The 26,036-nt window shown below is 67.5% G+C and carries 27 protein-coding genes; 14 read left to right on the top strand and 13 right to left on the bottom strand.

The genetic code is table 11. The features are described from left to right. From AB0B25_RS13110 to msrB, 3 genes are all read left to right on the top strand, one after another. The coding region (locus AB0B25_RS13110) for an alpha/beta hydrolase (protein ID WP_357177835.1) at positions 1–201 on the top strand (201 nt) is incomplete at its 5' end. An 84-nt stretch (positions 202–285) separates the two neighbouring features. Then, on the top strand, positions 286–1,629 hold the full coding sequence (locus AB0B25_RS13115) for a glycosyltransferase family 87 protein (protein ID WP_357177838.1): 1,344 nt from the start codon (positions 286–288) through the stop codon (positions 1,627–1,629). Further along, on the top strand, positions 1,629–2,075 hold the full coding sequence (gene msrB / locus AB0B25_RS13120) for a peptide-methionine (R)-S-oxide reductase MsrB (RefSeq protein WP_357177841.1): 447 nt from the start codon (positions 1,629–1,631) through the stop codon (positions 2,073–2,075). The genes AB0B25_RS13115 and msrB overlap by 1 nt, the downstream gene beginning before the upstream one ends. A gap of 113 nt (positions 2,076–2,188) precedes the next feature. Here msrB and hemQ read toward each other — a convergent pair whose 3' ends face one another. The 3 genes from hemQ to hemE all read right to left on the bottom strand — a co-directional run bounded on the left by hemQ (position 2,189) and on the right by hemE (position 5,443). Continuing rightward, on the bottom strand, positions 2,189–2,884 hold the full coding sequence (gene hemQ / locus AB0B25_RS13125; RefSeq protein ID WP_357177844.1) for a hydrogen peroxide-dependent heme synthase: 696 nt from the start codon (positions 2,882–2,884) through the stop codon (positions 2,189–2,191). 48 nt (positions 2,885–2,932) lie between these two features. Then, positions 2,933–4,294 (bottom strand): protoporphyrinogen oxidase, encoded by a 1,362-nt coding sequence (locus AB0B25_RS13130; RefSeq protein ID WP_357177846.1) that lies wholly within the window; start codon positions 4,292–4,294, stop codon positions 2,933–2,935. Positions 4,295–4,378: 84 nt separating this feature from the next. Continuing rightward, positions 4,379–5,443 carry a uroporphyrinogen decarboxylase gene (hemE, locus tag AB0B25_RS13135; RefSeq protein WP_357178165.1) on the bottom strand — a complete coding sequence of 355 codons (1,065 nt, stop codon included), beginning with the start codon at positions 5,441–5,443 and terminating at the stop codon, positions 4,379–4,381. A 204-nt stretch (positions 5,444–5,647) separates the two neighbouring features. Here hemE and AB0B25_RS13140 point away from each other — a divergent pair, with 204 nt between their 5' ends. The 4 genes from AB0B25_RS13140 to AB0B25_RS13155 all read left to right on the top strand — a co-directional run bounded on the left by AB0B25_RS13140 (position 5,648) and on the right by AB0B25_RS13155 (position 9,637). Continuing rightward, positions 5,648–6,286 carry a DUF3000 domain-containing protein gene (locus AB0B25_RS13140; protein WP_357177849.1) on the top strand — a complete coding sequence of 213 codons (639 nt, stop codon included), beginning with the start codon at positions 5,648–5,650 and terminating at the stop codon, positions 6,284–6,286. A gap of 136 nt (positions 6,287–6,422) precedes the next feature. Next, the gene (locus AB0B25_RS13145) at positions 6,423–7,679 is read left to right on the top strand and encodes a ribonuclease D (RefSeq protein ID WP_357177852.1); all 1,257 of its coding nucleotides are present in this window, start codon (positions 6,423–6,425) and stop codon (positions 7,677–7,679) included. Between the two features lie 651 nt (positions 7,680–8,330). Continuing rightward, the gene (locus tag AB0B25_RS13150; RefSeq protein WP_357177854.1) at positions 8,331–9,170 is read left to right on the top strand and encodes a DUF6782 family putative metallopeptidase; all 840 of its coding nucleotides are present in this window, start codon (positions 8,331–8,333) and stop codon (positions 9,168–9,170) included. Positions 9,171–9,211: 41 nt separating this feature from the next. Next, on the top strand, positions 9,212–9,637 hold the full coding sequence (locus tag AB0B25_RS13155; protein WP_357177857.1) for a hypothetical protein: 426 nt from the start codon (positions 9,212–9,214) through the stop codon (positions 9,635–9,637). Positions 9,638–9,808: 171 nt separating this feature from the next. Here the strand turns inward: AB0B25_RS13155 and dxs are convergent, their stop codons facing one another. Next, entirely contained in the window at positions 9,809–11,707 is a 1,899-nt protein-coding gene (gene dxs / locus AB0B25_RS13160; protein ID WP_357177860.1) for a 1-deoxy-D-xylulose-5-phosphate synthase, read from the bottom strand. Between the two features lie 410 nt (positions 11,708–12,117). On the opposite strand from dxs, the gene AB0B25_RS13165 reads away from it, so the two are divergent. Together AB0B25_RS13165 and AB0B25_RS13170 are read left to right on the top strand one after the other, a co-directional pair. Next, entirely contained in the window at positions 12,118–12,792 is a 675-nt protein-coding gene (locus AB0B25_RS13165) for an SIMPL domain-containing protein (protein WP_357177863.1), read from the top strand. A 264-nt stretch (positions 12,793–13,056) separates the two neighbouring features. Continuing rightward, the gene (locus tag AB0B25_RS13170) at positions 13,057–13,860 is read left to right on the top strand and encodes an enoyl-CoA hydratase (protein ID WP_357177866.1); all 804 of its coding nucleotides are present in this window, start codon (positions 13,057–13,059) and stop codon (positions 13,858–13,860) included. Positions 13,861–13,864: 4 nt separating this feature from the next. On the opposite strand, the gene AB0B25_RS13175 is transcribed toward AB0B25_RS13170, so the two are convergent. Both AB0B25_RS13175 and AB0B25_RS13180 read right to left on the bottom strand, forming a co-directional pair. Further along, positions 13,865–15,373, bottom strand: coding sequence for a TRAM domain-containing protein (locus tag AB0B25_RS13175; protein ID WP_357177869.1), 1,509 nt, complete (start codon positions 15,371–15,373; stop codon positions 13,865–13,867). 19 nt (positions 15,374–15,392) lie between these two features. Continuing rightward, complete coding sequence (locus AB0B25_RS13180) at positions 15,393–17,384, bottom strand: APC family permease (protein WP_357177872.1); 1,992 nt, start codon at positions 17,382–17,384, stop codon at positions 15,393–15,395. 161 nt (positions 17,385–17,545) lie between these two features. Here AB0B25_RS13180 and AB0B25_RS13185 point away from each other — a divergent pair, with 161 nt between their 5' ends. Both AB0B25_RS13185 and AB0B25_RS13190 read left to right on the top strand, forming a co-directional pair. Next, positions 17,546–18,211 (top strand): TrkA family potassium uptake protein, encoded by a 666-nt coding sequence (locus AB0B25_RS13185; RefSeq protein WP_357177875.1) that lies wholly within the window; start codon positions 17,546–17,548, stop codon positions 18,209–18,211. 2 nt (positions 18,212–18,213) lie between these two features. After that, positions 18,214–18,885 (top strand): TrkA family potassium uptake protein, encoded by a 672-nt coding sequence (locus tag AB0B25_RS13190; RefSeq protein ID WP_357177877.1) that lies wholly within the window; start codon positions 18,214–18,216, stop codon positions 18,883–18,885. A gap of 49 nt (positions 18,886–18,934) precedes the next feature. Here the strand turns inward: AB0B25_RS13190 and AB0B25_RS13195 are convergent, their stop codons facing one another. From AB0B25_RS13195 to AB0B25_RS13205, 3 genes are all read right to left on the bottom strand, one after another. Further along, a complete protein-coding gene (locus tag AB0B25_RS13195) occupies positions 18,935–19,561 on the bottom strand; it encodes a sigma-70 family RNA polymerase sigma factor (RefSeq protein WP_357177880.1) in 627 nt (208 codons plus the stop codon). A 170-nt stretch (positions 19,562–19,731) separates the two neighbouring features. Further along, positions 19,732–20,430 (bottom strand): DUF3159 domain-containing protein, encoded by a 699-nt coding sequence (locus AB0B25_RS13200; RefSeq protein WP_357177883.1) that lies wholly within the window; start codon positions 20,428–20,430, stop codon positions 19,732–19,734. 3 nt (positions 20,431–20,433) lie between these two features. Continuing rightward, positions 20,434–20,808: an OB-fold nucleic acid binding domain-containing protein gene (locus AB0B25_RS13205; RefSeq protein ID WP_357067478.1), complete on the bottom strand. Its 375-nt coding sequence runs from the start codon at positions 20,806–20,808 to the stop codon at positions 20,434–20,436. Positions 20,809–20,938: 130 nt separating this feature from the next. Between AB0B25_RS13205 and AB0B25_RS13210 the strand changes: the two genes are divergently transcribed. Further along, complete coding sequence (locus AB0B25_RS13210; protein WP_357177886.1) at positions 20,939–21,634, top strand: alpha/beta hydrolase; 696 nt, start codon at positions 20,939–20,941, stop codon at positions 21,632–21,634. 33 nt (positions 21,635–21,667) lie between these two features. Here AB0B25_RS13210 and AB0B25_RS13215 read toward each other — a convergent pair whose 3' ends face one another. Together AB0B25_RS13215 and dut are read right to left on the bottom strand one after the other, a co-directional pair. Then, on the bottom strand, positions 21,668–22,591 hold the full coding sequence (locus AB0B25_RS13215; protein WP_357177889.1) for a DUF3710 domain-containing protein: 924 nt from the start codon (positions 22,589–22,591) through the stop codon (positions 21,668–21,670). Positions 22,592–22,596: 5 nt separating this feature from the next. Continuing rightward, entirely contained in the window at positions 22,597–23,097 is a 501-nt protein-coding gene (dut, locus tag AB0B25_RS13220) for a dUTP diphosphatase (protein ID WP_357177892.1), read from the bottom strand. A gap of 79 nt (positions 23,098–23,176) precedes the next feature. Here dut and AB0B25_RS13225 point away from each other — a divergent pair, with 79 nt between their 5' ends. After that, positions 23,177–23,662, top strand: a complete 486-nt coding sequence (locus AB0B25_RS13225; RefSeq protein ID WP_357178168.1) for a DUF3093 domain-containing protein — start codon at positions 23,177–23,179, stop codon at positions 23,660–23,662. Positions 23,663–23,689: 27 nt separating this feature from the next. On the opposite strand, the gene AB0B25_RS13230 is transcribed toward AB0B25_RS13225, so the two are convergent. Beyond that, positions 23,690–23,992, bottom strand: a complete 303-nt coding sequence (locus AB0B25_RS13230) for a DUF4193 domain-containing protein (protein WP_174186817.1) — start codon at positions 23,990–23,992, stop codon at positions 23,690–23,692. Positions 23,993–24,371: 379 nt separating this feature from the next. On the opposite strand from AB0B25_RS13230, the gene cei reads away from it, so the two are divergent. Next, positions 24,372–25,049, top strand: coding sequence for an envelope integrity protein Cei (cei, locus tag AB0B25_RS13235; protein ID WP_357177895.1), 678 nt, complete (start codon positions 24,372–24,374; stop codon positions 25,047–25,049). Here the strand turns inward: cei and AB0B25_RS13240 are convergent, their stop codons facing one another. Further along, positions 25,050–25,952: an inositol monophosphatase family protein gene (locus AB0B25_RS13240; RefSeq protein ID WP_357177897.1), complete on the bottom strand. Its 903-nt coding sequence runs from the start codon at positions 25,950–25,952 to the stop codon at positions 25,050–25,052. Between the last annotated feature and the right edge of the window lie 84 nt (positions 25,953–26,036).

A 26,036-nucleotide genomic window follows, 5' to 3' on the forward strand; every position in this document is an offset into this window, starting at 1 on the left:
GTCGCCGACCCGGTGGTCGGCGACGGCGGCCAGGCATCGGTGACCGGCGCGCTCGGCGCGGCAGGCGCCCGGCATGCGACGCTCACCTGGCAAGGGTGGGGTCATCCGGTCTCGACCCACTCCGGCTGCGCGCAGCAGGCGTTGTCGAACTATCTGAAAGATGCCAAGCTCCCCGCCGACGGGACCGCCTGTCCCGCCTGAATCACCGGTAGCGCGGCCGCGACGGCGACGCGTCGGACAGGGTCCCGGCAACCACCCGGATCGGATCCGGTGTACCGTGCCCCAGTGTTCCTTCGACAGCTCGAGCCCCGGACCGCTCGCACCACCGCTGAGGTGATCAAGTTCGCACTGTGGCCCCTCGCGGTCATGACCGTGCTGAACCGGGTGTTCATCAAGGCTGTCAATGGTTTCATCACCGACGACTACCGGCCGGTCTATCAAGCGTCCCTCGATTTCCTGAACGGACGTCCGGTCTATACCGCGAACTTCGATTCGGTCGACCCGCACTACCTGTATCCGCCGAGCGGCACCCTGCTCATCGCACCGATCGCGGCCATCGACTACGAGAAGTCACGCTGGCTGTTCATCGCACTGAACGCGATCGCCATCCTGATCGCGTGGTATCTGCTGCTGCGGCTGTTCCGGTACACGCTGAACTCGGTCGCCGCGCCGGCGCTGCTGCTGGCGATGTTCATGTCCGAGACGGTGATCAACACGCTGGTCTTCACCAACGTCAACGGTTGCGTGCTGCTCGCGGAGTTGATCTTCATCCACCTGCTGCTGAAACGGCGGGACCTCTGGGCGGGCGCCGCGCTCGGATTGAGTATCGCGGTGAAACCGACCTTGGCGCCCCTACTGTTGATCGCGCTCGTCCGCGGGCAATGGAAAGTGTTCATCACCGCTGTCGGGGTGCCGATCGCGCTGACCGCCATCGCCTGGCCGCTGTCGAAGGACCCGGAGAAGTTCCTCACCCGCACCGCCCCGTACATCTTCGAGTCCCGCGACTATTTCAACAGCGCGATCGTCGGCAACGGCGAGTACTACGGTCTGCCGCCATGGCTGACCTGGGGCATGCGGCTGGTGATGGGCGTGCTGGTCATGCTCACGCTGTGGCTGCTGTACCGCTACTACCGCGACGACGAGGTGTTCTTCGTCTGCACCGCCTCGGGCGTGCTGCTCACCGCCTCGTTCCTGCTCAGCTCACTCGGGCAGATGTACTACTCGATGATGCTGTTCCCCTTCCTGATGACGGTGGTGCTGCGCAATTCGGTGCTCCGCAACTGGCCCGCCTGGCTGGCGATCTTCGGGTTCATGAGCTACGACAAGTGGCTGTCGGACCGCTGGCAGCACGTCGGCCGGAACCTGGAATACCTGCGGATCACCTTCGGCTGGGGCCTGCTGTTGGTCGTCGTGTTCTGCGTGCTGGGTGACCGCTACCTGGCCGCGCGGCGCGAAGGCCGGTTGCCGTTCGGGATCGATCCCGCGTGGATGCGATCCGCGCCGGATTCACGCGACCCGGCGCCGGCGCCCGCGCCGTCGGTAAAATCGAACGAGGCGGTGGCGGCGGATTCGGTCCGGTCACCCAATGGATCGGCGCCAGAAGAGCAGAAGCGTATTAGCGTGGAGTAATGAGTTTCGAAGCCGACACGTCTCTGCCTGTACCGCGGATCCAGCTCACGCCGCAGGAATGGCGGTCGAAGCTGAACGCCGACGAGTACGCGGTGTTACGCGACGCTGCCACCGAGCGCCCTTTCACCGGTGAGTACACCGACACCAAGACCGAAGGCGTCTATACCTGCCGGGCCTGCGGCACCGAGTTGTTCCGCAGCACCGAGAAGTTCGACTCGCACTGCGGCTGGCCGTCATTCTTCGATCCGGCGGCCTCGGACGCGGTGATTCTGCGGTCGGACGACGCCCTCGGCATGCATCGGGTCGAAGTGCTGTGCGCGAACTGCCACAGCCACCTCGGCCACGTGTTCGAGGGCGAGGGGTACAACACGCCCACCGACAAGCGCTACTGCATCAACTCCATCGCCCTGCGGCTGCACCCCTCGGACAGCGCAGCGGAGTCTTAGCCTGGCGCTCCGTCGAAGAGTACGGATCCGTCGCACCACGCGAATGCCCCGAAAAATCGGGGATCGGGTGGTGTTCGGCGGTCTACGGGCTGTACCGCACCGGCCTGATCGGGTCAGGGCAACGTCGCGATCAATTTCTCGATCTCGACCCGCGGGCCGGTGAAGAACGGGACCTCCTCACGCACATGCAGCCGCGCCTCGGTCGCCCGCAGATCACGCATCAGATCGACGATCCGGTGCAGTTCCGGCGCCTCGAAGGCGAGGATCCACTCGTAGTCGCCGAGCGCGAACGAGCTGACCGTGTTGGCCCGCACGTCCGGATAGCCGCGCGCGGCCTTGCCATGGTCGGCCAGCATCTTGCGGCGCTCGTCGTCGGGCAGCAGGTACCACTCGTAGGACCGGACGAACGGGTAGACACAGATGTAATTCCCCGGATCCTCACCGGCTAGAAACGCCGGGATGTGGCTTTTGTTGAACTCGGCGGGCCGGTGCAGCGCCACATTGCTCCACACCGGCGCGCTGGCCCGGCCCAGTTCGGTGGTGCGACGAAAGTCCGCGTAGGCGGCCTGCAGGTCTTCGATGCGTTCGGCGTGCGACCAGATCATGAAGTCGGAGTCGGCGCGCATACCCGCCACGTCATAGATGCCGCGCACCACGACGTCACGGTAGGCGAGGCCGTCGAAGAACTCGCGAGCCTCCTTGATCGTGGCCTCCCGATCCTCACCCAGCACGCCGGGCTGCACCTGGAAGACCGAGAACATCAGGTACCGAATCGTGGAATTGAGACTTTCATAGTCGAGTCGTGCCATTGCCCTATCGTGCCACTCGGCCGTGCCAGCTGGGGCCGCGGGCGTGGATTATCCGGGAACTTCCGCCCCGACGCTCGCCGCAATCCGCTGCGCGGCGGCGGTACCGGAGGCGATACACGCGGGCACGCCGACGCCGTGCAGATACGCCCCTGCGACGGCGAGGCCGTCCAGCGAGACGATCTCGGCTTCGATCGCCGCGATGCGGACGGTGTGTCCGGGTGCGTACTGGGCGAGGCCGCCGGGCCAGCGCTGGACCACCGCCGAGGTGGGTTCGATCGCGGCGCCCGTGACGGTGGCCAGATCTTCGGCGGCGGCGGTAATGAGGTCGGCGTCGGGCCACGACAGCGTCGTGTCGTCGCCGAACTTGCCGAAAGAGACTCGGACGAGCGCGGTTTCGCGTTGCGCCAGATGGGTCCACTTACGACTGGAGAGAGTGAAAGCTTTGGCGCGCAAGGGTTCTCCGGTGGCGACCAAGATTCCCGAGTTCTGTGGCAATGCGGTGTCACGCGGCAGGGCGAGAGCGACCACCACCGACGAGGACAGTTCGACGCCCGCCAGTGCTGCCGCAGCGACCGGCGCGACGGCACCGAGCAACCGCGCGGTCACCGGCGCGGGAGTGGCGAGCACCACGGCGTCCACCGCGCCGATCGGGTCGACCACCCAGCCGCGCGGGCCCCTGGCCAGCCGGGTGCCCGGTGTCGCGGTCACGAATCGTGCGGCCGCGCGCGCGACGAGCTTGTCGAGCAACGCCCGGTAACCGTCGCGGATTCCGCCGAAGACCGGTGCGGTCGACGGCGGCGGCAGCGCGGCACCGACGGCGGCGGTGAGGCTGGGCGCACCGTTGTCCAGGGCAGTGGCCAGCGTAGGGAGCGCAGCGCGGACACCGATGGAGCGCGAGCTGCCCGCGTATACGCCACCGAGCAACGGATCCACGCTGCGCGCGGCAACCTGCGCGCCGAATCGCTCGGTGACCAGGCTGTAGACATCGATGTCCGAGCCGGGTTCCCAGGCCAGCGGCCGATCGGGCTCGGCGGCGATCTGCTGCACCGTCGCGGCGTCGACGAGTCCGCGCATCGACTCGGCGTTCGCCGGAATGCCCATCAGCGTGCCCTCGGGCAGCGGATGCCCGACACCGGTCGACCACAGCAGCGGGCGCAGGCCCGCGGGCGTCACCAGTTGCGATTCGAGATCGAGCGCACGCAGCAGCGCCGGCATCTCGGGGCGCCGTCCGACGAACGCCTCCGCCCCGAGATCCAACGGTTGGCCCGCCAATTCGCCGGTGTAGAGGATTCCTCCGACCCGGTCAGCCCGGTCGAGCACAAGCAGGTCGGCGTCCGGCCCGAGGAGCATTCGCAGCCGAAACGCGGCCACCAGCCCACTGATCCCACCGCCGATCACCGCGATACGCATACCTCGACCGTATCGTGCGCAGCGCCTGTCGCACACAGCACCGGCGCCCCCTGGCCGACGCGACCACGACACACCGCGCGGATTTCACAGTTCGTGGACGAGTTCCACCAGCGCGGTCAGCACACCGGGGTCGGTATCCGGCAGGACCCCGTGACCCAAATTGAAAATGTGTCCGGCGGCGCCTAGCGTGATCGCCTCGTCCGCCTCGCGCGCGATACGGCGGGTCTCCGCCTCGATCGCCGTCGCGCCGGCGAACAGCACCGCGGGATCGAGGTTGCCTTGCAACGCTTTTCCCGGCCCGATACGACGGACGGCATCGGTCAGCGGCACCCGCCAGTCGACACCGACCACGTCGGCGCCCGCCTCGCCCATGACGCCGAGCAGCTCGCCGGTTCCGACGCCGAAGTGGATGCGCGGCACGCCCGCGTCAGCGATCTCGGCGAACACCCGCTCGGAGTGGGGCAGCACGAAAGTGCGGTAGTCGGCCAGCGAGAGCGCGCCCGCCCACGAGTCGAACAGCTGTACCGCGTCGACGCCCGCGGACAGCTGGGCCTGCAGAAATGCGATGGTGACATCGGTGAGCACGCCGAGTAGCGCGTGCCAGGTCCGCGGGTCGGCGTGCATCATCGCCTTGGTGCGTTCGTGATTCTTACTCGGCCCGCCTTCTACCAGGTAGGAGGCCAGCGTGAACGGCGCGCCGGCGAACCCGATCAGCGGCGTCTCCCCCAGCTCGTCGACCAGCAGACGCACGCCCTCGGTGACCGCGCCGACCTCTTCGGGCCGCAGCCGAGGCAGCGCACGCACGTCCTCGACGACCCGCACCGGCGACGCGACCACCGGCCCGACGCCGGGCACGATATCCAGGTCGATGCCCGCCGCCTTGAGCGGAACGACGATGTCGGAGAACAGGATCGCGGCGTCGACCTGGTGCCTGCGGACCGGCTGCATGGTGATCTCGCAGACCAACTCGGGATCGAAGCAGGATTCGAGCATCCCGATGCCCGCGCGGACTTCGCGGTACTCGGGCAGCGAACGTCCGGCCTGGCGCATGAACCACACCGGCCGTCTGCTCGGCGTCGCGCCGGTGGCGGCGGCCAGGAACGGGGCATCGGTCAACCGGCGGCGGGTATGAGTGCTCATCACGGCTATCGTATGCGGGCTCGGCGGGAGCGACGGACCCGGAGGCGGCAATGCGCAACCGCGAAAAGGCGCGCGAACGCCACCGAGCACAGCGGGAGCGACAAACCCAGGGACGGCAGCATGCGTAACCACAAACGGGCCCATGGACGCCGGATCGAGTACAGCGGCGCGCCTCCGACTGGACTGGGTGCACAAGGTCTACCGTCACCTTCCGTGACACCGCTCGACTTCCGCGACGGCGCCGCACCGACCGAGGGACCCCATGGCGAGCCAGCTCAGTTTCGCGCCGCGGTCGATGCGATGGGCACCGCTACCGTGCACCCCCGGATCGAGCTCGCGCCCATCCGGCCGCCGCAAAGGCTCGCGCCTTATTCCTACGCCATCGGCGCCGAGGTCAAACATCCGGAAACCGGTGTGGTACCGGTGGATTCCGAGGGCGACGCGTTCGGCAGACTGATCCTTTTACACGACCCTGACGGTGACGATACCTGGCACGGCACCTTACGACTGGTCGCCTACATCCAGGCCGACATCGATGCCGCGCTGGCCACCGATCCGCTCCTGCCCGAGGTGGCGTGGAGCTGGCTGGTGGATGCGCTGGAGACGCGAACCGAACCGTTCACCGCGCTCGGCGGTACCGTGACCTCGACCAGCTCGGTGCGTTACGGTGATATCGCCGGTCCGCCGCGTGCGCACCAACTGGAGCTGCGCGCCTCCTGGACCGCGATGACCACCGACATGCGCCCGCACGTGGAGGCCTTCTGCGAGGTGCTGGCCTATGCCGCCGGACTCCCACCCGCCGGGATCACCCAGCTGCAGATGCGACACGGCCTGTCCGGCGACCAAGGATGAGCGCGGCTTCCCGCGCGGTATGACCTGCGCCGGGCTGGCGGCGCACCGTCGGCCCGAGACATCGACGCCGATGGCTCGACACACTGATGACGGTAGGACGGCGGCGTCCACGCGACGGCACGTAAAGTTCAACACCATGTCCGTACCAGACGAATCCGAACCCTCGGCCGCGACACCTCTGCTCGCGCCTGCGGAGGGCGTGCCCCCGGTACTGGACACCGCCGCTGACATCGCTGCCGCCGCCACCCGTCTCGCCGCCGGCGCCGGCCCGCTGGCTGTTGACGCCGAACGCGCGTCTGGATTCCGTTATTCGGCGCGTGCGTACCTCATCCAATTGCGCCGAGCCGGCGCGGGTACGTTCCTCATCGATCCGATCCCGGTCGGCGATGACCTTGCCCCGCTGGCCGGTGTGATCAACGAGCTGGAGTGGGTGCTGCACTCGGCCGACCAGGACCTGCCCGGATTGGCCGAACTCGGCTTGCACCCGGCGCGTCTGTTCGATACCGAATTGGGCGGGCGGCTGGCCGGTTTCGAACGCGTCGGACTCGCCGCGATGGTGGAGCGCCTGCTCGGTCGGGCGCTGCGCAAGGGCCACGGTGCGGCCGACTGGTCCACCCGACCGCTGCCGGACGAATGGCTGAACTACGCCGCACTCGATGTCGAACTGCTGCTCGAACTGCGCGATATGGTCGCGGCCGACTTGGCGGCGCAGCGCAAATCCGAATGGGCGGCACAGGAGTTCGAGCACATTCGGATGTTGGAGCCGCCTGCTCCGAAAGCCGAGCGCTGGCGACGCACTTCCGGTATCCACACGCTGCGCCGGACCAGGCAGCTCGCGGTAGTGCGCGAGCTGTGGACCACTCGCGATGCACTGGCCCGGGCACGCGATGTGGCGCCCGCGCGGATCCTCCCGGATGCCGCGATCATCGCCGCGGCGACCGCGGAACCGAAGTCGATCGCGCAGCTGCGCGCACTGCCGGTGTTCGGCGGGCCGCGCCAGCGCCGATACTCCCGGGAATGGCTGGGTGCGGTCGAACGTGGCCGCACCCTGCCCGACAGCGACCTCCCCCCGCTGACCCAGCCGTTCGACGGTCCGCCTCCGGTCAATCGCTGGGAACGGCGCGATCCTGCCGCAGCGGCCCGTCTGACCAAGGCACGGGCCGCAATGGGTGAACTGTCGAGCGAGCACGCGATTCCGGTGGAGAACCTGCTCTCGCCGGATCTGGTCCGCCGCCTGTGCTGGGACGGACTCCCCGACTACAGCCGGGCGCCCGAACCGCCCGCCGAACCGTCGGCGGCGATAGACGACTTCCTGAAGGCAGGCGGCGCCAGGCCCTGGCAGCGGGCGCTCACGGTGCCCGTGCTGACCGAAGCGTTGCTGCCTGCCGACTGACTCGGGACACGGCGTTTCCGGCAGCTCGAACGTCGACACATCTTCTCGACCTCGAGCCGTGCCGACACCGAGGGCGGCCACTGGCTCGTGCGACTTCATGCCGTTGACCAGGTGAATCTGGTGCGCGCCGCGCCGTAGAGCGGGCAGGCTGCGCCGCCGGCTCATGCGATCGGCGCCACCGGCAGCCGCCGCCTCGAGCGTCGAGGCGGCTGAACGGCGTGGTGTGCCAGCCGGCGCGAGAACTCCACAATGCGCGTGTTCGGGTTCGAGCCCACCGCTGGGACAGCAGTTCGCGCGCGCCGCGCGACCGACTGCGGTGCAGCTCGGCCCCGTGTATGAAATCCGCTGCGTCCGTTCAATTCTCGTCGAAGCATTTCCGATGCTATACATCCAGAGCATATAAAGGTAATTCACACTAAATTTTAGTTACCGCACAATACATGCGTAACAATTCGACACCTACCGACAAATACGTATATCCGCTATCGTTTAGCTATCTAGTTGCCGCGCCATAAAACAACTCTTTCGGCACGCACTGAGCGTGACCCGTTCACGCTCTGCCATTGCGGTGGGGAGCGTCGGTGTGACAAACGAGCACAAACAGAATCGACACCCACGGCCAGGGGGCTTCGAGCAGGGAGACCGGCCGGATTGAGCTGGGTCGCCGCATCGCTCCGTCGCCTGGTCGCGACCGTCAAAGCCGACGTCACACGGGCCGCCGACACGCTTTCCCGTGAGTACCGCAGAACCTCACGAAACGCGGCGTCAGCTGCGGAAACGCTGTCCGAGGTCGATCGAAAGGGCGAGCGCTCGATCGACATATCGGACGCTGTATCGAGCCGTCCCGGCCGGACCCGCGAGTTCACCGGTCGCCCGAGAGTCCCGCATAACCCGCAAATCGTCGCAGAATTCGGCCGGGAGGTCGCGGGGTTGCTCGCGAAATCGCCGACACTCTCCGCGAAGTTCCGTGTGCTCGAACAGAAGGGGTGGTTGGCGTGCTACGGCGAGAAGGATCTGGGCACATACGCTGATCGAGATATCAAGACGATCGTCATCGACGAGAACACTCAGGGGGACCCGCTGGCGGCGGTACGGTTGCTCGCACACGAAGTCGGCCACGCGCAGTACAAGCTTCCAGCGGAGATTCCGTACCACGGCGAGCCACGTGCGGAGTGGGTCGAGAAGAACGCGCGCCAACATTTCGCTGACGAAGGCGAGGCTTCCCTGGTCGAGGCCCAGGTGCTGCGCGAAATCGCCGACAACGGCGGCCCACGCCTCCAAGTCAGCGGCGCACACTGGCAGCAGTACGAAGATATCTACGATAGGTACGCGGGGGGAGATCTGACTCGAAGCGAGGCGAGAGCAGCGATAGGGAAAATCTATGAGGACGAGCACATGAGCGGCATAGGCGAAACCTACGGCCGCTACTTCAGAGAATTCTACCGTGGCATCTTCGACGACAGATATGGGAACGGACCGAAGTCATCGTGAGGTCATCGCAGCTCGACACCCTGCACCGGACAATCGACACGGTGCTGTCGACTTCGCACGACTTCACCGCCGAGGGCGTCAGTGCGGCCTGCTCAACGGAGTTGCGCGAAGTCGACAGCAGGAATCCCTATATCCGCGAATTCCAAGGGAATCCGCAGGACAGTCCGTTCTCAGCGATTTCGCTGCGCCTGCCCCGCAACCCACCCGCCGGACCCGACAGCTTGCTCGTACTCACCCCCGCTATCCGACTCACTCAGGCAGATCTGACCGACCGATTCGACCTATCCCCCGATCGTGCGGATATCAACCCCCACATCCCACCTGAAGGAACGATCTCGTTTCGCGAAACCCGGGGCAACAGGACCTTGGTACTCCAGTTCACTGCTCGCTCGCGCATCCTCCGCAGGATCGCAGTCAACGAATCCTCTGCAGCAGCGGAACCACACGCCGATACCGGCACCCCGTGACGAGACCTGAACTCGCGACCTATCGAACGCCACTCGGAGTGCACGACCGAACACCACCAAGCGTCGAGCGACCCGCACCGGCGAGTTCTTCGCTGTTGGTGTGCCGCACACCAACAGCCATCAGTATGGCGTCGGCATGGCCACAGGCCCGCCGGTACTGGTAGGGCTGCCTCAGCGGGCAGCCAACCACCCGCTGATCCGGCGGGCGATGTCGGGCGCGGTCAACCCGAGTTCCCCGTGCACTTCGCCACGCGACGCGTGGTCCAAGAACTGCTGCGGCACACCGAGATCGCGGGTCGGGACATCCAGTCCGGAGTCGCGCAGGCGGGCGGATACCGTCGAGCCGATTCCGCCGTGCAGGCCGCCATCCTCCACCGTGACCACGAGACGGTAGTTCTCGGCAAGTTTCACCACGGTGTCCGACACCGGCAGTACCCAGCGCGGGTCGACAACGGTGACCGAAACCCCTTCGTCCTCCAGCAGATTCGCCGCCGCCAACGCCACCGGCGCGAACGAGCCCACCGCGACGAGCAGTACGTCGCCGTGCACCGTCTGGACCGAACCGCCCTCCGAGTCGGCCACCCGGAGCACGTCCACCCCGTCGAGGCGCTCGACGGCCGAGATGTCCTCGGTGACGCTGCCCTTCGGGAACCGCAGCGCGGTCGGTCCGTCCTGCACAGCCAGCGCCTCGGCCAACTCCTCACGCAGCGTCGCAGCATCGCGCGGCGCGGCCACCCGAATGCCTGGGACGATTCCGAGCACCGACAGATCCCACATCCCGTTGTGGCTGGCTCCGTCGGTGCCGGTGACCCCCGCGCGATCCAGCACCACGGTTACCGGCTGCTTCAACAGCGCCACGTCCATCAACAACTGGTCGAAGGCGCGATTGAGGAACGTCGAGTAGATCGCGACCACCGGGTGCATCCCGCCCAACGCGAGACCCGCCGCGGACGCCATGGCGTGCTGTTCGGCGATGCCGACGTCGAACATCCGGTCCGGGAATCGTTCCCCGAATGCCGCGAGCCCGGTAGGCCCCGGCATCGCGGCGGTGATGGCGACAATGTCCGCGCGACGCTCGGCGTGCGCGATCAGCTCCGTGGAGAACACCGCGGTCCAACCAAGCGCTTTCGGACCGCCCACCGGAACGCCGGTCAGCGGGTCGATCGGGTCACACGCGTGCATCTGATCGGCGACGTGGTTCTCGGCGGGGGCGTAGCCGCGGCCCTTCTGCGTCACCGCGTGCACCACGACCGGCCCGCCGAAGTCCTTGGCGCGGCGCAGCGCCGCCTCCAGGGCGACGATGTCGTGGCCGTCCACGGGTCCGACGTACTTGAGCCCCAGGTCACTGAACAGCTCCTGCGGGCTGACCGCGTCCTTGATCCCGGCCTTCACCGCGTGCATCATCGAGTACGCCGACTCACCCACCCCGGGAATGCTCTTCAGGATGCGCTTGCCCGTATCCAGCGCGTGCTCGTAGGCCGGCTGGGTGCGCAGCGCGGTCAGCCGATCGGCCAAACCGCCGATGGTGGGCGCGTACGAGCGACCGTTGTCGTTGACCACGATGACCACGGAACGGTCCGGGGCACCCGCGATATTGTTCAGTGCCTCCCAGCACATGCCGCCGGTCAGTGCGCCGTCGCCGACGACGGCGACCACATGCCGATCCTGCCCCTGCAGCGCGAACGCCTTGGCCAGGCCGTCCGCGTAGGACAGCGCCGCCGACGCGTGCGAAGACTCCACCCAGTCGTGGGCGCTCTCGTTTCGGCTCGGGTAACCGGACAGGCCACCTTGCTTGCGCAGGGAATCGAACTGGTCTTTGCGACCGGTCAGGATCTTGTGTACGTAGGCCTGATGTCCGGTGTCGAAGATCAACGGGTCGCCGGGCGATTCGAAGATCCGATGCAGGGCGATGGTCAGTTCGACGACACCGAGATTGGGGCCGAGGTGTCCACCGGTGGCGGCGACTTTGTGCACCAGGAACTCACGGATCTCCTCCGCCAACTCGCGCAACTGCGGCAGGGTCAGCCGACGTAGATCCTCGGGTGTGTCGACCCGGGAAAGCACTCCCACCTGAACTCGCTCCCTCCGGATAGCTCATCTGATCGAGATCAGTCTACGGAGCGGCAGCCGATGCTCCCGCACGAGAACGATCACACCAGCCGACATCGCGCCGAAAGGTGAGCCTCGACATACGGTACTCGGCATAGCGTGCCAGGGCGGCTGAGCCCTAGCAAGTGGTGGCGCCGACAATCGAACCCGGCGTAGTAACCCGGTGGCGGGCGTTGCCGCTACTCGAACCGAGCACCACCGGAAATCGACGCCCGGACGGACCCCCGCGGTGCGGCAACCGCGGCACGTCGAGTGATTCGCGCGGGCGTCCGATCGGCGGAGAGCTGATTTGCCGAGACACGCGGCGGAGACGATGGTGTGACACCGCACGTTGAGCAGTCCGAATGGCACCGATCCTCTAGGAGAACGTTGTGAGCAAGAAATCCGACTCGCGCGCAGGCACGGTCACCACCTACGGGCATGGCACCGTCAACGCCACCCCGGATCTGATGCGGGTGACGATCTCCATCGAATCGCGGGCGAGCAAGGTCGCGCTCGCCTATCGCGAGGCCGGTGAGCGCGTGGCCGCGGTGGCGCGGTCGCTGCGTTCCGATGGTGTCGCGGGCGCAGATATCGCCACCAGCGGACTGTCGGTCCACACCGAAACGGTGTGGACCGAAGGACAGGGCAACCGCATCACCGGATACCTGGCCGGCACCGCATTGACCATCGCCCTGCATGACATCGGCGAGGACGCCGACCCCGGCCCGGCGACCATCATCGCGAACTGCGTCGACGCAGGCGGCGACGACGTTCGTCTCGGCGGCCTCACACTCACTTTCGCCGATCAGGAATCCCTGCTGATCCGAGCCCGCGACGCCGCATGGGACAACGCCTTCGCCAAGGCCGAGCAGTACGCGGACCGGGCGCGACGGATACTCGGCAAGGTCCTCGTGATCACCGAGAACACCGCCTCCGCACCCCCTGTCCCCCGTGCGCGACCCACGTCCGCACCGATGGAGGCCTATCGCGCTGCCGCTGTACCGGTCGAAGTGGGCGACAGCGAGATCTCCGCGAGCATCTGCGTTACCTGGCAACTCGATTGACCTGTCCGCGCGGCTGGGAATCCGGAGCGGACAAACCGTTCCGTCCGGCGCAGCGACGACTTCGGCGATTCGGGCGACCGAGCAACGCTGGTTCAGTTTCCACACCACCGATCCGCCGCGCCTGCGGGGTAACACATCGCCCGTGTCGGGCATCCGAATCATCGTGCCCGCGATATCCGGCGGTCGCCACCCCCGGTGCCGGAATCAGCCACAGTGCCGAGCAGGTCGTGCCTATATTGAGGTCGTCACCGATCGGGAGGTCGTATGTCGTTCGTACTCATCGACACACCCCGGCCGCATGTCGCCCTGGTGACGCTCAATCGGCCCGAACGGATGAACGCGATGGCGTTCGATGTGATGATTCCGCTGCGCGAGGCGCTGGAGGAGGTCGGCGCCGACAACAGTGTGCGCGTCGTCGTGTTGACCGGCGCGGGGCACGGGTTCTGCTCGGGAGCGGACCTGCACAGCGCCGGGACAGTGCCGAACGCGGACGGCCTGACGGTCACCAGCGTCGCGCGGCGCTCGATGGATCTGCTCAACGACGTGATGATCACGCTGCGGCGGATGCACCAGCCGGTCATCGGCGCGATCAATGGCGCGGCCATCGGCGGCGGCTTCTGCCTGGCCGTGGGTGCCGACATCCGGATCGCCGCCGAGGACGCGTACTTCCGCGCCGCGGGCATCAACAACGGTCTCACCTCCGCCGAACTCGGTATCAGCTACCTGCTGCCGCGGGCCATCGGTGCGTCGCGCGCGTTCGAGATCATGCTGTCCGGCCGCGACATCGACGCATCCGAAGCCGAACGCATCGGCCTGGTCTCCCGCACCGTCCCCGCGACGACGCTCTTGGACGCCTGCTACGAGCTGGCCGAGCGGATCATCGGCTTCAGCCGGGTGGGCACCGAACTCACCAAGCGCATGCTGTGGAGCGGCCTGGAGGCGGGCAGCTTCGAATCCCACATGCAACACGAGGGCATGGCCCAGCTCTACGTCCGCCTCACCACCGGCAATTTCGATGAGGCCGTCCGGGCCCGCCGCGATCGCCGTCGACCTGTCTACGAGGACTGACCGCTCAGCGCTCCAGCAGCGCGAGGCATTCGACGTGATGCGTCGCCGGGAACGCGTCGAACGCACGCAAATCCGCGAGCTGGTAGCCCCCCGCCTGGTACAGACCGAGATCACGAGCGAAGGCCGCCGGGTCGCAACCGACGTGGATGATCCGCGTCGGCCCACTCGCGGTGACCGCGCCCACCACCTCCTTGCCCGCACCGGCCCGCGGCGGGTCGAGCACCGCGACATCCGGCGCCGCCGCGTCGACGTGCTCGACCGCCCAGCGCTCCACCCGCTGTGCGCGAAGTTCCACCCACGGCAGATCGCGCAGCGCGGCAACACCGTCCGCGACGGCGGACCGGGTGGTTTCCACCGCGACCACCACCCCGCTCCGACCGACCTGTTCGGCCATCCGTGCGGCGAAAACGCCTGCGCCGCTATAGAGATCCCAAGCGCTTCCACCCGGCGTCAGCCCGGACCACTCGGAGACCAGATCCGAATAGCATTGCGCCGCATCGCGATGCGCCTGCCAGAAACCAGTCACGGCGATCTCCCACCGACGGCCGGCCACGTACTCCACCGCTCGACCGCTGCCCTCGAACACCCACTCGTCGCGCTCGGCCAGGGTGGCGGCACGCCGCGCTGCCGCGGCCCGACGCTCGTCGTGCCGCGGGGAACCCGCCGCGGCCGGGTCATCCTTATGCCGAGCGCCACCGCGCCCGCCGGATCCACGACGCCCACTCTCGCGCTCGTCGCGTGGCGGGCCGTCGCCGGCTCGTCCGTCACCAGGCCCACCGCGGCTGCCACCATGACGGTCGTGACCCCCGCGCGGGTTGTGCCCTCGGACTCCCCCGTCGCCGAAGTCCGATCGACGCCTGCCCGCGCCCCGCCGATCGCCGCCGCGCCTGCCGTACTCGGCCGCGGCGGCGGGCGCCAGCTCGACGATGTGCCGGATCCCGTCGCCGTCCACCGCGATCACCAGGTCGGCGTCCGGGGTCCACAGCCGATCCGCGACACCGTCCAGCGCCCCGAGAACCGGTTGCGGACAGCGCAGATCCGCGATCACCTCGCTACTGCGGTACCGGTGCACACCGGCCCGCCCCTGAGCGTCGACCGCAAGCCGCACGCGCGTGCGCCACCCACCGATGGCGTCATCGGTTCCGGCGATCGGCTCCACCAGCACCTCGCGGTCGATCCCGGCCAGCCGCCGCAACTGCTCGGCGACCACCGCGGCCTTCAGCGCGCGCTGCGCCATCGGTGTGGCGAAGGAGAAATCGCAGCACCCCGCGCCGCCCGGGCCGGATACCGGGCAGGTGGCTGGCACGCGATCGGGCGACGCCTCGAGCACCTCGACCGCGTCGGCACGGCAGAACGAGCCGCCACGATCCTCGGTGACCCGCGCGCGCACCAACTCACCCGGCAGCCCGTGCCGGACGAACACCACACGTCCCTCGTGTCGTGCGACGCAGAAGCCGCCGTGTCCCGGCGGTCCGAGTCGCGCCTCGAACGTGTTTCCCCGCCAGTCACTCATTCCGAACGACCCGAGGACATCATGGCCGCTCCCCGCCGTATCCGCGCCGCACCGCACCCGGGGCGTTCACCACGCCGGGCGCCTTCGCGTGCGTGGACGAACTCAGCTGCCACGGCACGCTGGTCACCATGACGCCGGGTTCGAACAGCAACCGGCCTTTCAGCCGCAAGGCGCTCTGATTGTGCAGCACCTGCTCCCACCAGTGCCCGACCACATACTCGGGGATGAACACGGTCACCACGTCGCGCGGGGCGTCCTTGCGCACCCGCTTCACATAGTCGAGCACCGGCTTGGTGATCTCCCGATACGGCGACTCGATCACTTTGAGCGGCACCGTGATATCGCTCTGCTCCCATTCGCGCACCAGCGCCCTGGTGTCGGCCTCGTCGACGTTCACCGTCACCGCCTCGAGCGTGTCGGGGCGGCTGGCACGGGCGTATCCCAGTGCGCGGCGGGTGGGCAGATGTAGCCGCGACACCAGCACGATGGAGTGCGAGCGGCTGGGCAGCACCCCGTCCCAATCGTGCTCGTCCAGTTCACGGGCCACCGAATCGTAGTGCCTGCGAATAAGTTTCATCACGACGAATATCGCGACCATGGTGCAGATGGCGATGTAGGCACCCGCGAAGAATTTGGTGATCAACACGATGATCAGTACCGCGCCGGTCGCACTGAGCCCCACCGCGTTGATCACCCGCGACCGCTTCATCCGCGCCCGCTGCGCCGGATCGGTCTCGTTGCGCAGCAGACGGGTCCAGTGCCGCAACATACCGGTCTGGCTGAGGACGAACGACACGAACACCCCGACGATGTACAGCTGGATCAGCTTGCTCACCTCGGCGCCGAAGAGCACCACGAAGGCGATGGCCGCGCCGGCGAGGAACAGGATGCCGTTGCTGAATGCCAGCCGATCGCCCCTGGTGTGCAGCTGGCGCGGCAGATAGCGGTCCTGGGCCAGGATCGAGCCGAGCACCGGAAACCCGTTGAACGCGGTATTGGCGGCGAGTACCAGGATGAGCGCGGTCACGATGGTGATGAAGAAGAACCCGATCGGGAACCCGCCGAAAACGGTTTCGGCGAGCTGCGCGACCAGCGTCTTCTGATGGTAATCCGGGGGTGCGCCGATCAGATCGGAGGCGTTGTGCGCGTAGACGATTCCGATCTTCTGAGCCAGGATGATGATGCCCATCAGCAAGGCGATCGCGATGGTCCCCAGCATCAGCAGCGTGGTGGCGGCGTTACGCGACTTGGGCTTGCGGAACGCGGGCACGCCGTTGCTGATCGCCTCCACACCGGTCAGCGCGGCACAACCGGAGGAGAACGACCGCGCGATGAGGAAAGCGAACGCCAAGCCGTACAGGTGTTCGTCCTCGGCCTTCAACCCGAAACCGGCCGACTCGGCGTGCAATTCGTCACCGAGCACGTAGACCCGCAGCAGCCCCCAGACGAGCATGACGACCATGCCGATGATGAACGCGTAGGTGGGGACAGCGAACGCCTTGCCCGATTCGCGGACACCGCGCAGGTTCATCGCGGTGAGCGCGGCGATCGCCACGACCGCGAACAGCACCTTGTGCGTCGCGACGAACGGAATGGCGGAGCCGATGTTGGAAGCGGCCGAGGAGATCGACACCGCGACGGTGAGCACATAGTCGACCAGGAGCGCGCTACCGACGGTCAAGCCCGCGTTCGGACCGAGATTTGTCGTGGCGACCTCGTAGTCGCCGCCGCCGGACGGGTAGGCGTGCACATTCTGCCGGTAGCTGGCCACCACCACCGCCATGACGAAGCAGACCGCGAGTCCGACCCAGGGGGCGTACAGATAGGCCGAGATGCCCGCCGCAGACAGCACCAGGAAGATCTCTTCGGGTGCGTACGCGACCGAGGACATGGCGTCGGAGGCGAATACCGGAAGCGCGATTCGCTTCGGCAGCAGGGTGTGGCCCAGCGAGTCACTGCGGAAAGGCCTACCCAGCAGCACTCGTTTCGCTGCCGTCGTCAATTTGGACACTGGAGCGAGCATAGGCCCCCGGACGATGCCTCGCGCAGCTGGCTCGCAGGTTTGCCCGGTGACGGGAAGGGGAACGTGGCCGGTGGAATCATTCGACGGGTACCGTTCGACCGAACAGAAAAGCAGACCGAACACCATGGTTCCAGGAACGAGGTTGCACGGTGTACGTAGTGATCATGGGTTGCGGGCGCGTCGGCTCATCGCTGGCGCACGCCCTGGTCCGGGTAGGTCACGAAGTCACCGTGATCGACAGGGACCCCAGCTCCTTCCTCCGCTTGGGATCCGACTTCCCCGGTGAGCGGGTGACCGGTGTCGGTTTCGATCGAGATGTGCTGATCAGCGCGGGAATCGAGCGGGCAGACGCGTTCGCGGCGGTTTCCTCCGGTGACAACTCCAACATCATCTCCGCGCGGGTGGCCAGGGAGATGTTCGGCGTGCAGCGCGTGGTCGCCCGGATCTACGACGCCAAGCGCGCCGCCGTCTACGAGCGCCTCGGCATCCCCACCATCGCTACGGTGCCCTGGACCACCGACCGTTTCCTGCGGGCGCTCATCGGCGAACCCAGCACCACCACCTGGCGCGACCCGACCGGAACAGTTGCTGTGACGCAGTTGACGCTGCACGAGGAATGGTACGGACGCACCGTGCGCGACCTGGAGCAGACGGTCGCGGCAAGAGTGGCGTTCATCATCCGATTCGGCCAGGGACTGCTGCCCGACAGCAAGACCATCGTCCAGGCCGACGACATCGTCTACGTCGCCGCCACGTCCGGCACCGTCAGCGAGGCCGTCGCCTTGGCGGCGAAGCCCCCAGCAAGCGAGGACTGAACATGAAAGTGGCTATCGCCGGAGCAGGCGCCGTCGGCCGATCGATCGCCAAGGAGCTGTTGCGCGGCGGGCACCGGGTCATGCTGTTGGAGCGCGAGCTGGAGCATATCGACCCCGCCGCGATCCCGGATGCCGTCTGGGTGCACGCGGACGCGTGCGAACTCGCACTACTCGAAGACGCCGGTCTGGAGACCTACGAGGTGGTCATCGCCGCCACCGGCGACGACAAAGCGAACGTGGTACACAGCCTGCTCGCCAAAACCGAGTTCGGCGTGCGCCGGGTGGTCGCGCGAGTGAACGATCCACGTAACGAATGGCTTTTCGACTCGTCCTGGGGCGTCGACGTCGCGGTGTCCACGCCGCGGCTGCTCGCTTCGCTGGTCGAGGAGGCGGTCTCCGTCGGAGATCTGGTGCGCCTGATGACGCTACGTCAAGGCCAGGCGAACCTGGTGGAGATGACGTTGCCCGCGGATACCGCTCTGGCCGGCAAACCGGTGCGCGCACTCACCCTGCCGCGCGATGCCGCCCTGGTGACGATCCTGCGCGGCGGGCGGGTGATCGTGCCGCAGCCGGACGATCCGTTCGAGGGCGACGACGAACTGCTGTTCGTGACCTCGGTGGAGGCGGAGGAAGACCTCCGGGTGGAACTCGCCAACCACGGCTTCCGGCCGTAATTCTAGGGTGCGGCCGGTGCCGCTCGGTCGTCGGCGGGACAGTCGAGGACTACGCGGCCACCTTCAGCTCGGCGCGCAGCTTGTTCAGCGCGCGGTGCTGCATGACCCGAACCACGCCCGGGCTGGTGCCGATCGCCTCCGCGGTCTGCGCCGCCGACCAGCCGAGCACGATCCGCATGACGAGCACATCACGGTGTGCGGGCGCCAGCACCTTCATGAGTTCCCGTGTGGCCGTTCGCCGTTCGGAGGCCAGCGCCCACTCCTCTGGTCCTGCGGCGGAGCACGCGACGTCCGGAATGTCGGCCATCGGATAGCTGGGGTGCTGCTGGGAGCGGCGGAACGCGTCGGCAACCTTGTTGGCCGCGATGCCGTAAACGAAGGCCAGAAACGACTTGCCCTGGTCGCGGTAGCGCGGGATCGCGTTGACGGTGGCCAGCAGGACTTCCTGGACGACATCGTCGGCAGTGACCTGCAGGTGCGCGGTATTGCCCAGACGCGCGGTGCAGTAGCGGCGGACCACCGGGTGCACGAGCCGGACGATCTCGGCGACCGCGTGGCGGTCACCCGCGACAGCGGCGCCGATCAGCTTGTCCAGCTCGGCCGACACCCGGCGGCTCTCCGACAAAGCCGGGCTGTGGTTCTCGGGCAGTGTCGCGGTGTTGTGCTCGGTAGCCACGTCCGAGTCCTCCCTTGCCGATCAGTGCGTGTTTTCCTTCGGTACGCATTGATCGTCTGACGAACTCGGGGCAGCAACCAGATACCCCAGGGTGGGTAACCAACCACCTCGGCGGTGGGACTCACCCCACCCCGGTGAAATTCACGGGTCGACGACGGAGGTCGACGCCCTCAGGCCGACGATCCGGTCGCGGTCACCGTTCTGGCGGGCAGATGGCCCGCGCGGCGGACCGCCCAGATGGTGACGGCGAGCGCCACCGCGGTCAGCGGCCAGCCCATGGCGATCCGCGCGAACGCCAGCCAGCCGGTCCGGTCGGTGTCGTAGAGCTGCGACTGCACAAGGTAGCGGGCACCGAACACGACGATCCAGGTGGCGGTGGCCAGGTCGTAGAGCCGCACCAATCGCCGGTCGAAACGCCAGTCGCTGCCGTGGCCGTTCAACACCCCCCAGATCACGCCGACCAAGGGCCGGCGCACCAGGATCGAGACGAGGAACACGCCGGCATAGACGAGACTGGTGTAGATGCCGAACAGGAAGAAGCCCTTGGCCTCACCCATTCGGTAGGCGATGAGCGCGCAGACACCTACTCCGAGGAACCCGGAGATGGCGGGCTGGACGGGATTGCGCCGCACCAAGCGCCAGACCAGAACAGCCGCGGCCACGCCCAGCGCCGCCCAGATCGCCGCGGTCAGCCCGGCGAAACTGTTCACGGGGACGAAGACGACAACGGGGAGAGTCGAGTAGATCAGGCCGCTGAAGCCGCCTAGTTGTTCGAGGAGGGTCTGCTCGGCATGTTCCTCGTCACGGCCGACGTGTTCGTCGAGGCCGGTGCGATCGGTGGAGCCTGTGTTGTCGTTGCTCGATGGCATACGTCAGCTGTTCCCGCGCAATTCGTAGTAGGGGTTGTAGATCACTTTGCGACCATCGCGGTCGCCGACCCGACCGCGGACCAGGATGCGCCGCCCCGGCTCGATACCGGGAATACGTCTGCGCCCGATCCACACCAGGGTGATGGCGTCGGTGCCGTCGAAGAACTCGGCCTGCACGCTGGCGCCTGCGGACTTCGGACATGCTTCGACACTGCGGAGCCTACCGAGCATGGTGGCCTCTTCACCGCGCCGACACTCCGACGCCCGACAAGCTCCTGACGCCTCCGAGGTCTCGGCCAGCTCTTCGGCATCCAACTGATCGATGTCTTCGGTCAGTTTGCGGCCCAGACGTCGAAAGTAACCTGAGGCTGCGGACATTGTGCACGCTCTCCTGCATAGAGCACATGGCGTGGGTCGCACACCATCGTGGGTTTCCAACTTCACGACCGGCTGCGGCCGTACACCGCCACTGTAGATGGGCCGCGCCACCCCCGCTACGCTCGGTCCGATGTTCGCCTCGGCACAACCCACCAGCGTCGTAGCGCTGCCCGGTAGCGGGTCCGACGCCGACTTCGCCACCCGCGCTTTCGGTCCGGCCAGCGCCGCGCACGGTCTAGACCTGGTTGCGGTGGAACCTGATCCGCGCGCGGTGGTCGCGAGCTACCGGGCCGCCCTGGCTGCGGCAGCGCGCTCGGGGCCGGTGCTGGCGGCCGGAATCTCACTCGGTGCCGCGGTCGCGCTGGAGTGGGCGGCCGAACATCCGGACCGCGTCGTCGGGGTCGTGGCGGCCCTTCCGGCGTGGACCGGGTCAGACACGGTCGGCTGTCCCGCAGCACTCAGCGCGACGGCCACCGCGGAGCAACTGCGGGCCGACGGTCTTGCCGCGGTGACCGAGCGGATGCGGGCAGATAGCCCACGTTGGCTGGCCGAGGCGCTCGCCCAGTCGTGGCGGGCACAGTGGCCACACCTGCCCGAGGCACTGGAGGAGGCTGCCGACTACAAGTGGCCGGACGCGCAACGGCTGGTCACCTTCCCACGGCCGATCGCGGTGATCGCCGCCGTCGACGACCCGGTACATCCGGTGGCAGTCGCCGAAGAGTGGGCCGCACTCGCGCCGCACGCGCAGCTGTACCGGATCACCCTGGACGAACTCGGCGCCGACCCCGCGATCCTGGGGCACCGGGGAATCGGCGCCATGCGTTGAGTGCCATGTGCCGTGCGTTGAGTTCGGCACCGGTCAGTTCAGCCCGAGCTGCTGCATCGCGGAGCCGTCCGCGCCGCGCCGCGGCCCTTCCGGGATGCGCGGAGGCAGCACGGCCGGTGGCCCGGTGCGGGTGGCGGCCGCCTGCACGGCCATCGCCTGCTGCTGAGCCTCGACCTGCTGCTGATGGGCCGCGGCCAACTGGTCGGACAACTGCTGCGGCAGCACCACCGGCAGCGGCTCGCGCACCGGCAGCGGATCTTCGCCACGCCGGACCACGGTCTCGCTCATGATCGCTCGCGCCGCCCTGACCAGCGGGCTGCCGTCGTTCGCCGCACCGGACGGGCCCGCGGCGACCAACCGCACCATCCAGCGATAGCCGTCGACGCCGATGAAACGCAGGTCGGCCCCCTCGGTGATGGCCAGCAACTCGCGGCCCCACGGCCCGTTCTCCACCGCGACCTTGGCGCCGTCCTTGCGCAGCGAGTCGGCAAGATCCGCTGCCACCAGTCGCCATTGGCCCGATGTTTTGGGCGCGGCATAGGCCGCGACCGTGATCCGACCATGCTCGGTGGCCAGGTGCACCGCCTGCGGCTGACCTTCCGGCGTCATCTCGACCTGCAGTTGACCACCGGGCGGAACCGGAAGCAGCACCGATCCCAGGTCGAGCCGCTGCTCCGAGACCGCCTCCAGCAGCTCCGCGACGTCGTCGTAGTCGTAGGGGCCGGGCTGCCCGGACGGCCTGTCGGCGTCGAAGTCCACTCCCGCGTACGAGCGTTCGTCGGTCGGGGCATCGTCGTCGTAGGGGTATTCGTCGGCATACTCGGATTCGTCGGCGTACTCGGACTGGTAGTCGACGTCCTCGTAGTCGGCGTCGTATTCGGTGTCCTCGTAGTCGTCCACCTCGTCGTACCGCTCGTCGGCGTAGCGGTCCGACGACTTCTTTCTCTTTCCGAACATTCCCGTCATGCCTCCTCGCCGGCCGCCCGGCCCGGCCCACCTGTCCGCACGGTCAGACTCGCGTGACCACCGCTGGAGCCGTGACCACCCGCACCCCGTGTCGTTTCGTCGAGCGAGTCGACCGCCACGAAATCCACCAGTTCCACGCGCTGCACCAGGAGTTGCGCGATCCGGTCGCCGCGGCGTAGCTCGATCGGTGTGCGCGGGTCATGGTTGATCAGGCACACCTTGATCTCCCCTCGATACCCGGCGTCGACGGTGCCGGGGGTGTTCACCACCGACAGCCCGGTCTTGGCGGCGAGCCCCGAGCGGGGATGGATCAGGCCGACCGTGCCGACGGGCAGCGCGACAGCGATACCGGTGCCGACCAGCACCCGTTCCCCCGGCTCAAGGATGACGTCTTCTGTGGTGCACAGGTCTACACCCGCGTCGCCGTCATGGGCGCGCGTGGGTATGGGAATGCCGGGATCCAGCCGCAGCAAGGGTATGGGTGAAGGTGCGCTCACGTTGGACGAGCCTACGCGCAGGCTGTTTGCCCTCGTGACTTAGTGTTGACTCGTGTCGGACCGGCCCAACCCCTCGACGATGGACGAGAAACACCAGCCCACGCGTCCCTACCAGGAGCGCCTATGGGTGCCGCTGTGGTGGTGGCCGGTGGCGTTTGCCATCACCGGATTGCTCGCCGCCGAGATCCATATGGGCGCCCCGGGGTTGCGTGCGTGGCTGCCTTATGTGGTGCTGTTCCCTGTTCCGGTCTGGGTACTCGTGTGGCTGAGCCGCCACCGAGTCGAGGTGGTGCCGGACGCTGCCGGCACACCAGAGCTACGGGCCGACCGCGCGCACCTGCCGGCGAATTTCGTGGCCCGCGCGGCCACCGTGGCCGCTACGGCAAAGAGCGCGGCGCTCGGTCGCCAACTCGACCCCGCTGCCTATGTACAACATCGCCCCTGGGTCGGGCCGATGGTTCTGCTCGTACTCGACGACCCGGACGATCCGACGCCGTACTGGCTGATCAGTACGCGACGGCCCGAACAGGTCCTTGCCGCGCTCGGTCTACCGAGCGCGGGCTGACACATTGGTTGTCGATCTCGCCAGAGATCAGGCGGCGCAATCCATGCAAATCATCTGACCGCCCTTGTCGCTGGCCAGCCTGCTCCGGTGGTGCACCAGAAAACAGCTGGAACACGTGAACTCGTCGGCCTGCTTCGGGATCACCCGAACCGTCAGCACTTCCTCGGACAAGTCTGCGCCGGGAAGCTCGAACGACTCCGCGGTATCGGATTCGTCGATGTCCACGACGGCGGACTGTGCCTCGTTACGACGAGCCTTCAGCTCCTCCAGCGAATCTTCCGACACATCGTCGGTTTCGGTGCGCCTCGGTGCGTCATAGTCGGTTGCCATGTCGTCTTCCCCTCGTCCTAACTCCGTATATCCCGAGCCGGTCCGCTCACACCCGATTCCTGGCGGAATCGACGCGACCGGTACCGCCCCGCCGGTGGTGCACGTCACACGCACACCGGTCACCTATCAGGGCGGATCGGGCGGATCCACTCCGGATAGCGCTCGGTAAACGCAGGACATGCCCTTCTTGTTCCCGCGACCGACCACCGATTCCGCCGCTGATGATTCGATCTGGGCCGCCAGACAATAGCGGACTATGAAGGAAAAGTCGCAATGAAAACACAGCCGAGTCGAAACTGAGGGGCAATCGACACCAACCGCGGAACTCGCCGAGACCTGGCGTGCACGCGGCCCGGACACATTTTCGTAGAGTGTGCTCGTGGTTTCACTGATCACCGAAGGCAGCGCGACAGATTCCCGAGGTCGCCCCTTCCTTCGGCGCCGCCCCCAGCCCTGGCTCATTCTGCTCGGCGTTCTCGCGTTGGTCTGCGGGATCGTCTGGATCAAGGCCCTGACCACCCAAGATACAAACACCACCGCAATGGCCTGCAATGCCCCGAGCCCGGCCATTGATCCCGGTGCGCCGCCACCGGTTCCACTCGGTCAGCGAGTCGGCGCGGGCCGACTGCAGGACGTGGAACCAGCGCCGCTCGCGGCCAGCAAAGTACGGGTGCTCAACGCGAACAACCAGCGCGGCCAGGCCACCCACGTCGCTGCCCAGCTCGGCGACCTCGGTTTCGGCAGTGCACCGGGAATGCAATACGGCAACGATTCGGTATACGTCAACGGAGACCTGGAATGCACCGGCCAGATTCGCTTCGGCGCGAGCGGCCGACCGGCCGCCTCCGCGGTTCAGTTGGTCGCGCCGTGCGCCGAGCTGATCGAGGATCAGCGCGGCGACGACACGGTCGATCTGGTGCTCGGATCACTGTTCCGGGACATCCGGCCGAGCAACGACGCCGAAGAGGTGCTGCGGTCACTCAAGAACCCGGCGCCGGGCGACTCGACCTCGATCGATATCGAGCTGCTCAACGCTGCGCGGCAAGCCCGCTGCTGATCACCGATCGGGAATCGGCTCGGTAGCGCCCACCCGGCGCAGCAGTGTCATGAATTCGTCGGCGATTCCGGGCGCGGCGGCAACCACCAGGTCGCCGTCGATGCCCGGCGCCGTCGCGGGCGGGAGAATCAGCTGCGCGCCCGCCTCCGCGGCGATCAGCGCGCCCGCACCCCAGTCCCAGGCGTTGAGGCCGTGCTCGTAATACGCGTCCACCCGGCCCGCCGCGACGTGACAGAGGTCCAACGCGCCCGCGCCGAAGCGGCGGATGTCGCGCACGTGCGGCAGCACCTGCGCGACCAACTCGGCCTGCCTGGTTCTGCGCTGCCTGCCGTAGGCGAATCCGGTAGCCACCAACGACATCGAGACCGTATCGACCGGCGTGCATCGCAAATGCTCTACTACGCCGTCGGCGCCGACGCGCAACGCGCCGAGCCCGAGCCCGGCGCTGTAGGTCGCCGCCCGCTCGACGTCCACCACAGCGCCGGCCACCGGACGCCCGCCACGTAGCGCGGCCACCGAGACGGCGTAGCCGGGGATGCCATAGAGGAAGTTGACGGTGCCGTCGATCGGATCCACCACCCAGTGGACGGTATCCGCGGCCGTGTCGTCGAGGCTGCCACCACCCTCCTCGCCGACGATCGGGTCGCCGGGCCGCTGCTCGGCGAGCAATCTTCGAACGAGCTCTTCGGTCTCGGTGTCCACGATGGTCACCGGGTCGGTCGCGTGGCTCTTGGCCTGTACGGCGCCGTCGGCGTGCGTGCCCGCGGGCCCGAACACGTCGGGACGGCGGGCACGGACATGAGCAGCGGCGGTCTCGGCGAGATCGACCGCGACGCGGCGCAGATCCGCCTCGTCGCCGCGCGCGACGATCGAGAAGAGGGAGTCGGAGGTGGAGTCGGACACTGGCGATGAGGTTTCCGGCACGCCGTCCATCGCATCACACATCCTCCGAACCGCACAGCGCGATCTCCTATTAGGCTTGTTGTG

Source organism: Nocardia sp. NPDC049190, from assembly GCF_040648115.1.
Classification (GTDB): Bacteria; Actinomycetota; Actinomycetes; order Mycobacteriales; family Mycobacteriaceae; genus Nocardia.

Coding starts and splice junctions, on each gene's coding strand:
- AB0B25_RS13190 (WP_357177877.1), top strand. CDS start 18,214: ATGAAAGTGGCTATCGCCGGAGCAGGCGCCGTCGGCCGATCGATCGCC.
- AB0B25_RS13170 (WP_357177866.1), top strand. CDS start 13,057: ATGTCGTTCGTACTCATCGACACACCCCGGCCGCATGTCGCCCTGGTG.
- AB0B25_RS13145 (WP_357177852.1), top strand. CDS start 6,423: ATGTCCGTACCAGACGAATCCGAACCCTCGGCCGCGACACCTCTGCTC.
- AB0B25_RS13210 (WP_357177886.1), top strand. CDS start 20,939: ATGTTCGCCTCGGCACAACCCACCAGCGTCGTAGCGCTGCCCGGTAGC.
- AB0B25_RS13225 (WP_357178168.1), top strand. CDS start 23,177: ATGGACGAGAAACACCAGCCCACGCGTCCCTACCAGGAGCGCCTATGG.
- AB0B25_RS13215 (WP_357177889.1), bottom strand. CDS start 22,591: ATGTTCGGAAAGAGAAAGAAGTCGTCGGACCGCTACGCCGACGAGCGG.
- AB0B25_RS13230 (WP_174186817.1), bottom strand. CDS start 23,992: ATGGCAACCGACTATGACGCACCGAGGCGCACCGAAACCGACGATGTG.
- AB0B25_RS13130 (WP_357177846.1), bottom strand. CDS start 4,294: ATGCGTATCGCGGTGATCGGCGGTGGGATCAGTGGGCTGGTGGCCGCG.
- AB0B25_RS13200 (WP_357177883.1), bottom strand. CDS start 20,430: ATGCCATCGAGCAACGACAACACAGGCTCCACCGATCGCACCGGCCTC.
- AB0B25_RS13205 (WP_357067478.1), bottom strand. CDS start 20,808: ATGTCCGCAGCCTCAGGTTACTTTCGACGTCTGGGCCGCAAACTGACC.
- AB0B25_RS13175 (WP_357177869.1), bottom strand. CDS start 15,373: ATGAGTGACTGGCGGGGAAACACGTTCGAGGCGCGACTCGGACCGCCG.
- msrB (WP_357177841.1), top strand. CDS start 1,629: ATGAGTTTCGAAGCCGACACGTCTCTGCCTGTACCGCGGATCCAGCTC.
- hemQ (WP_357177844.1), bottom strand. CDS start 2,884: ATGGCACGACTCGACTATGAAAGTCTCAATTCCACGATTCGGTACCTG.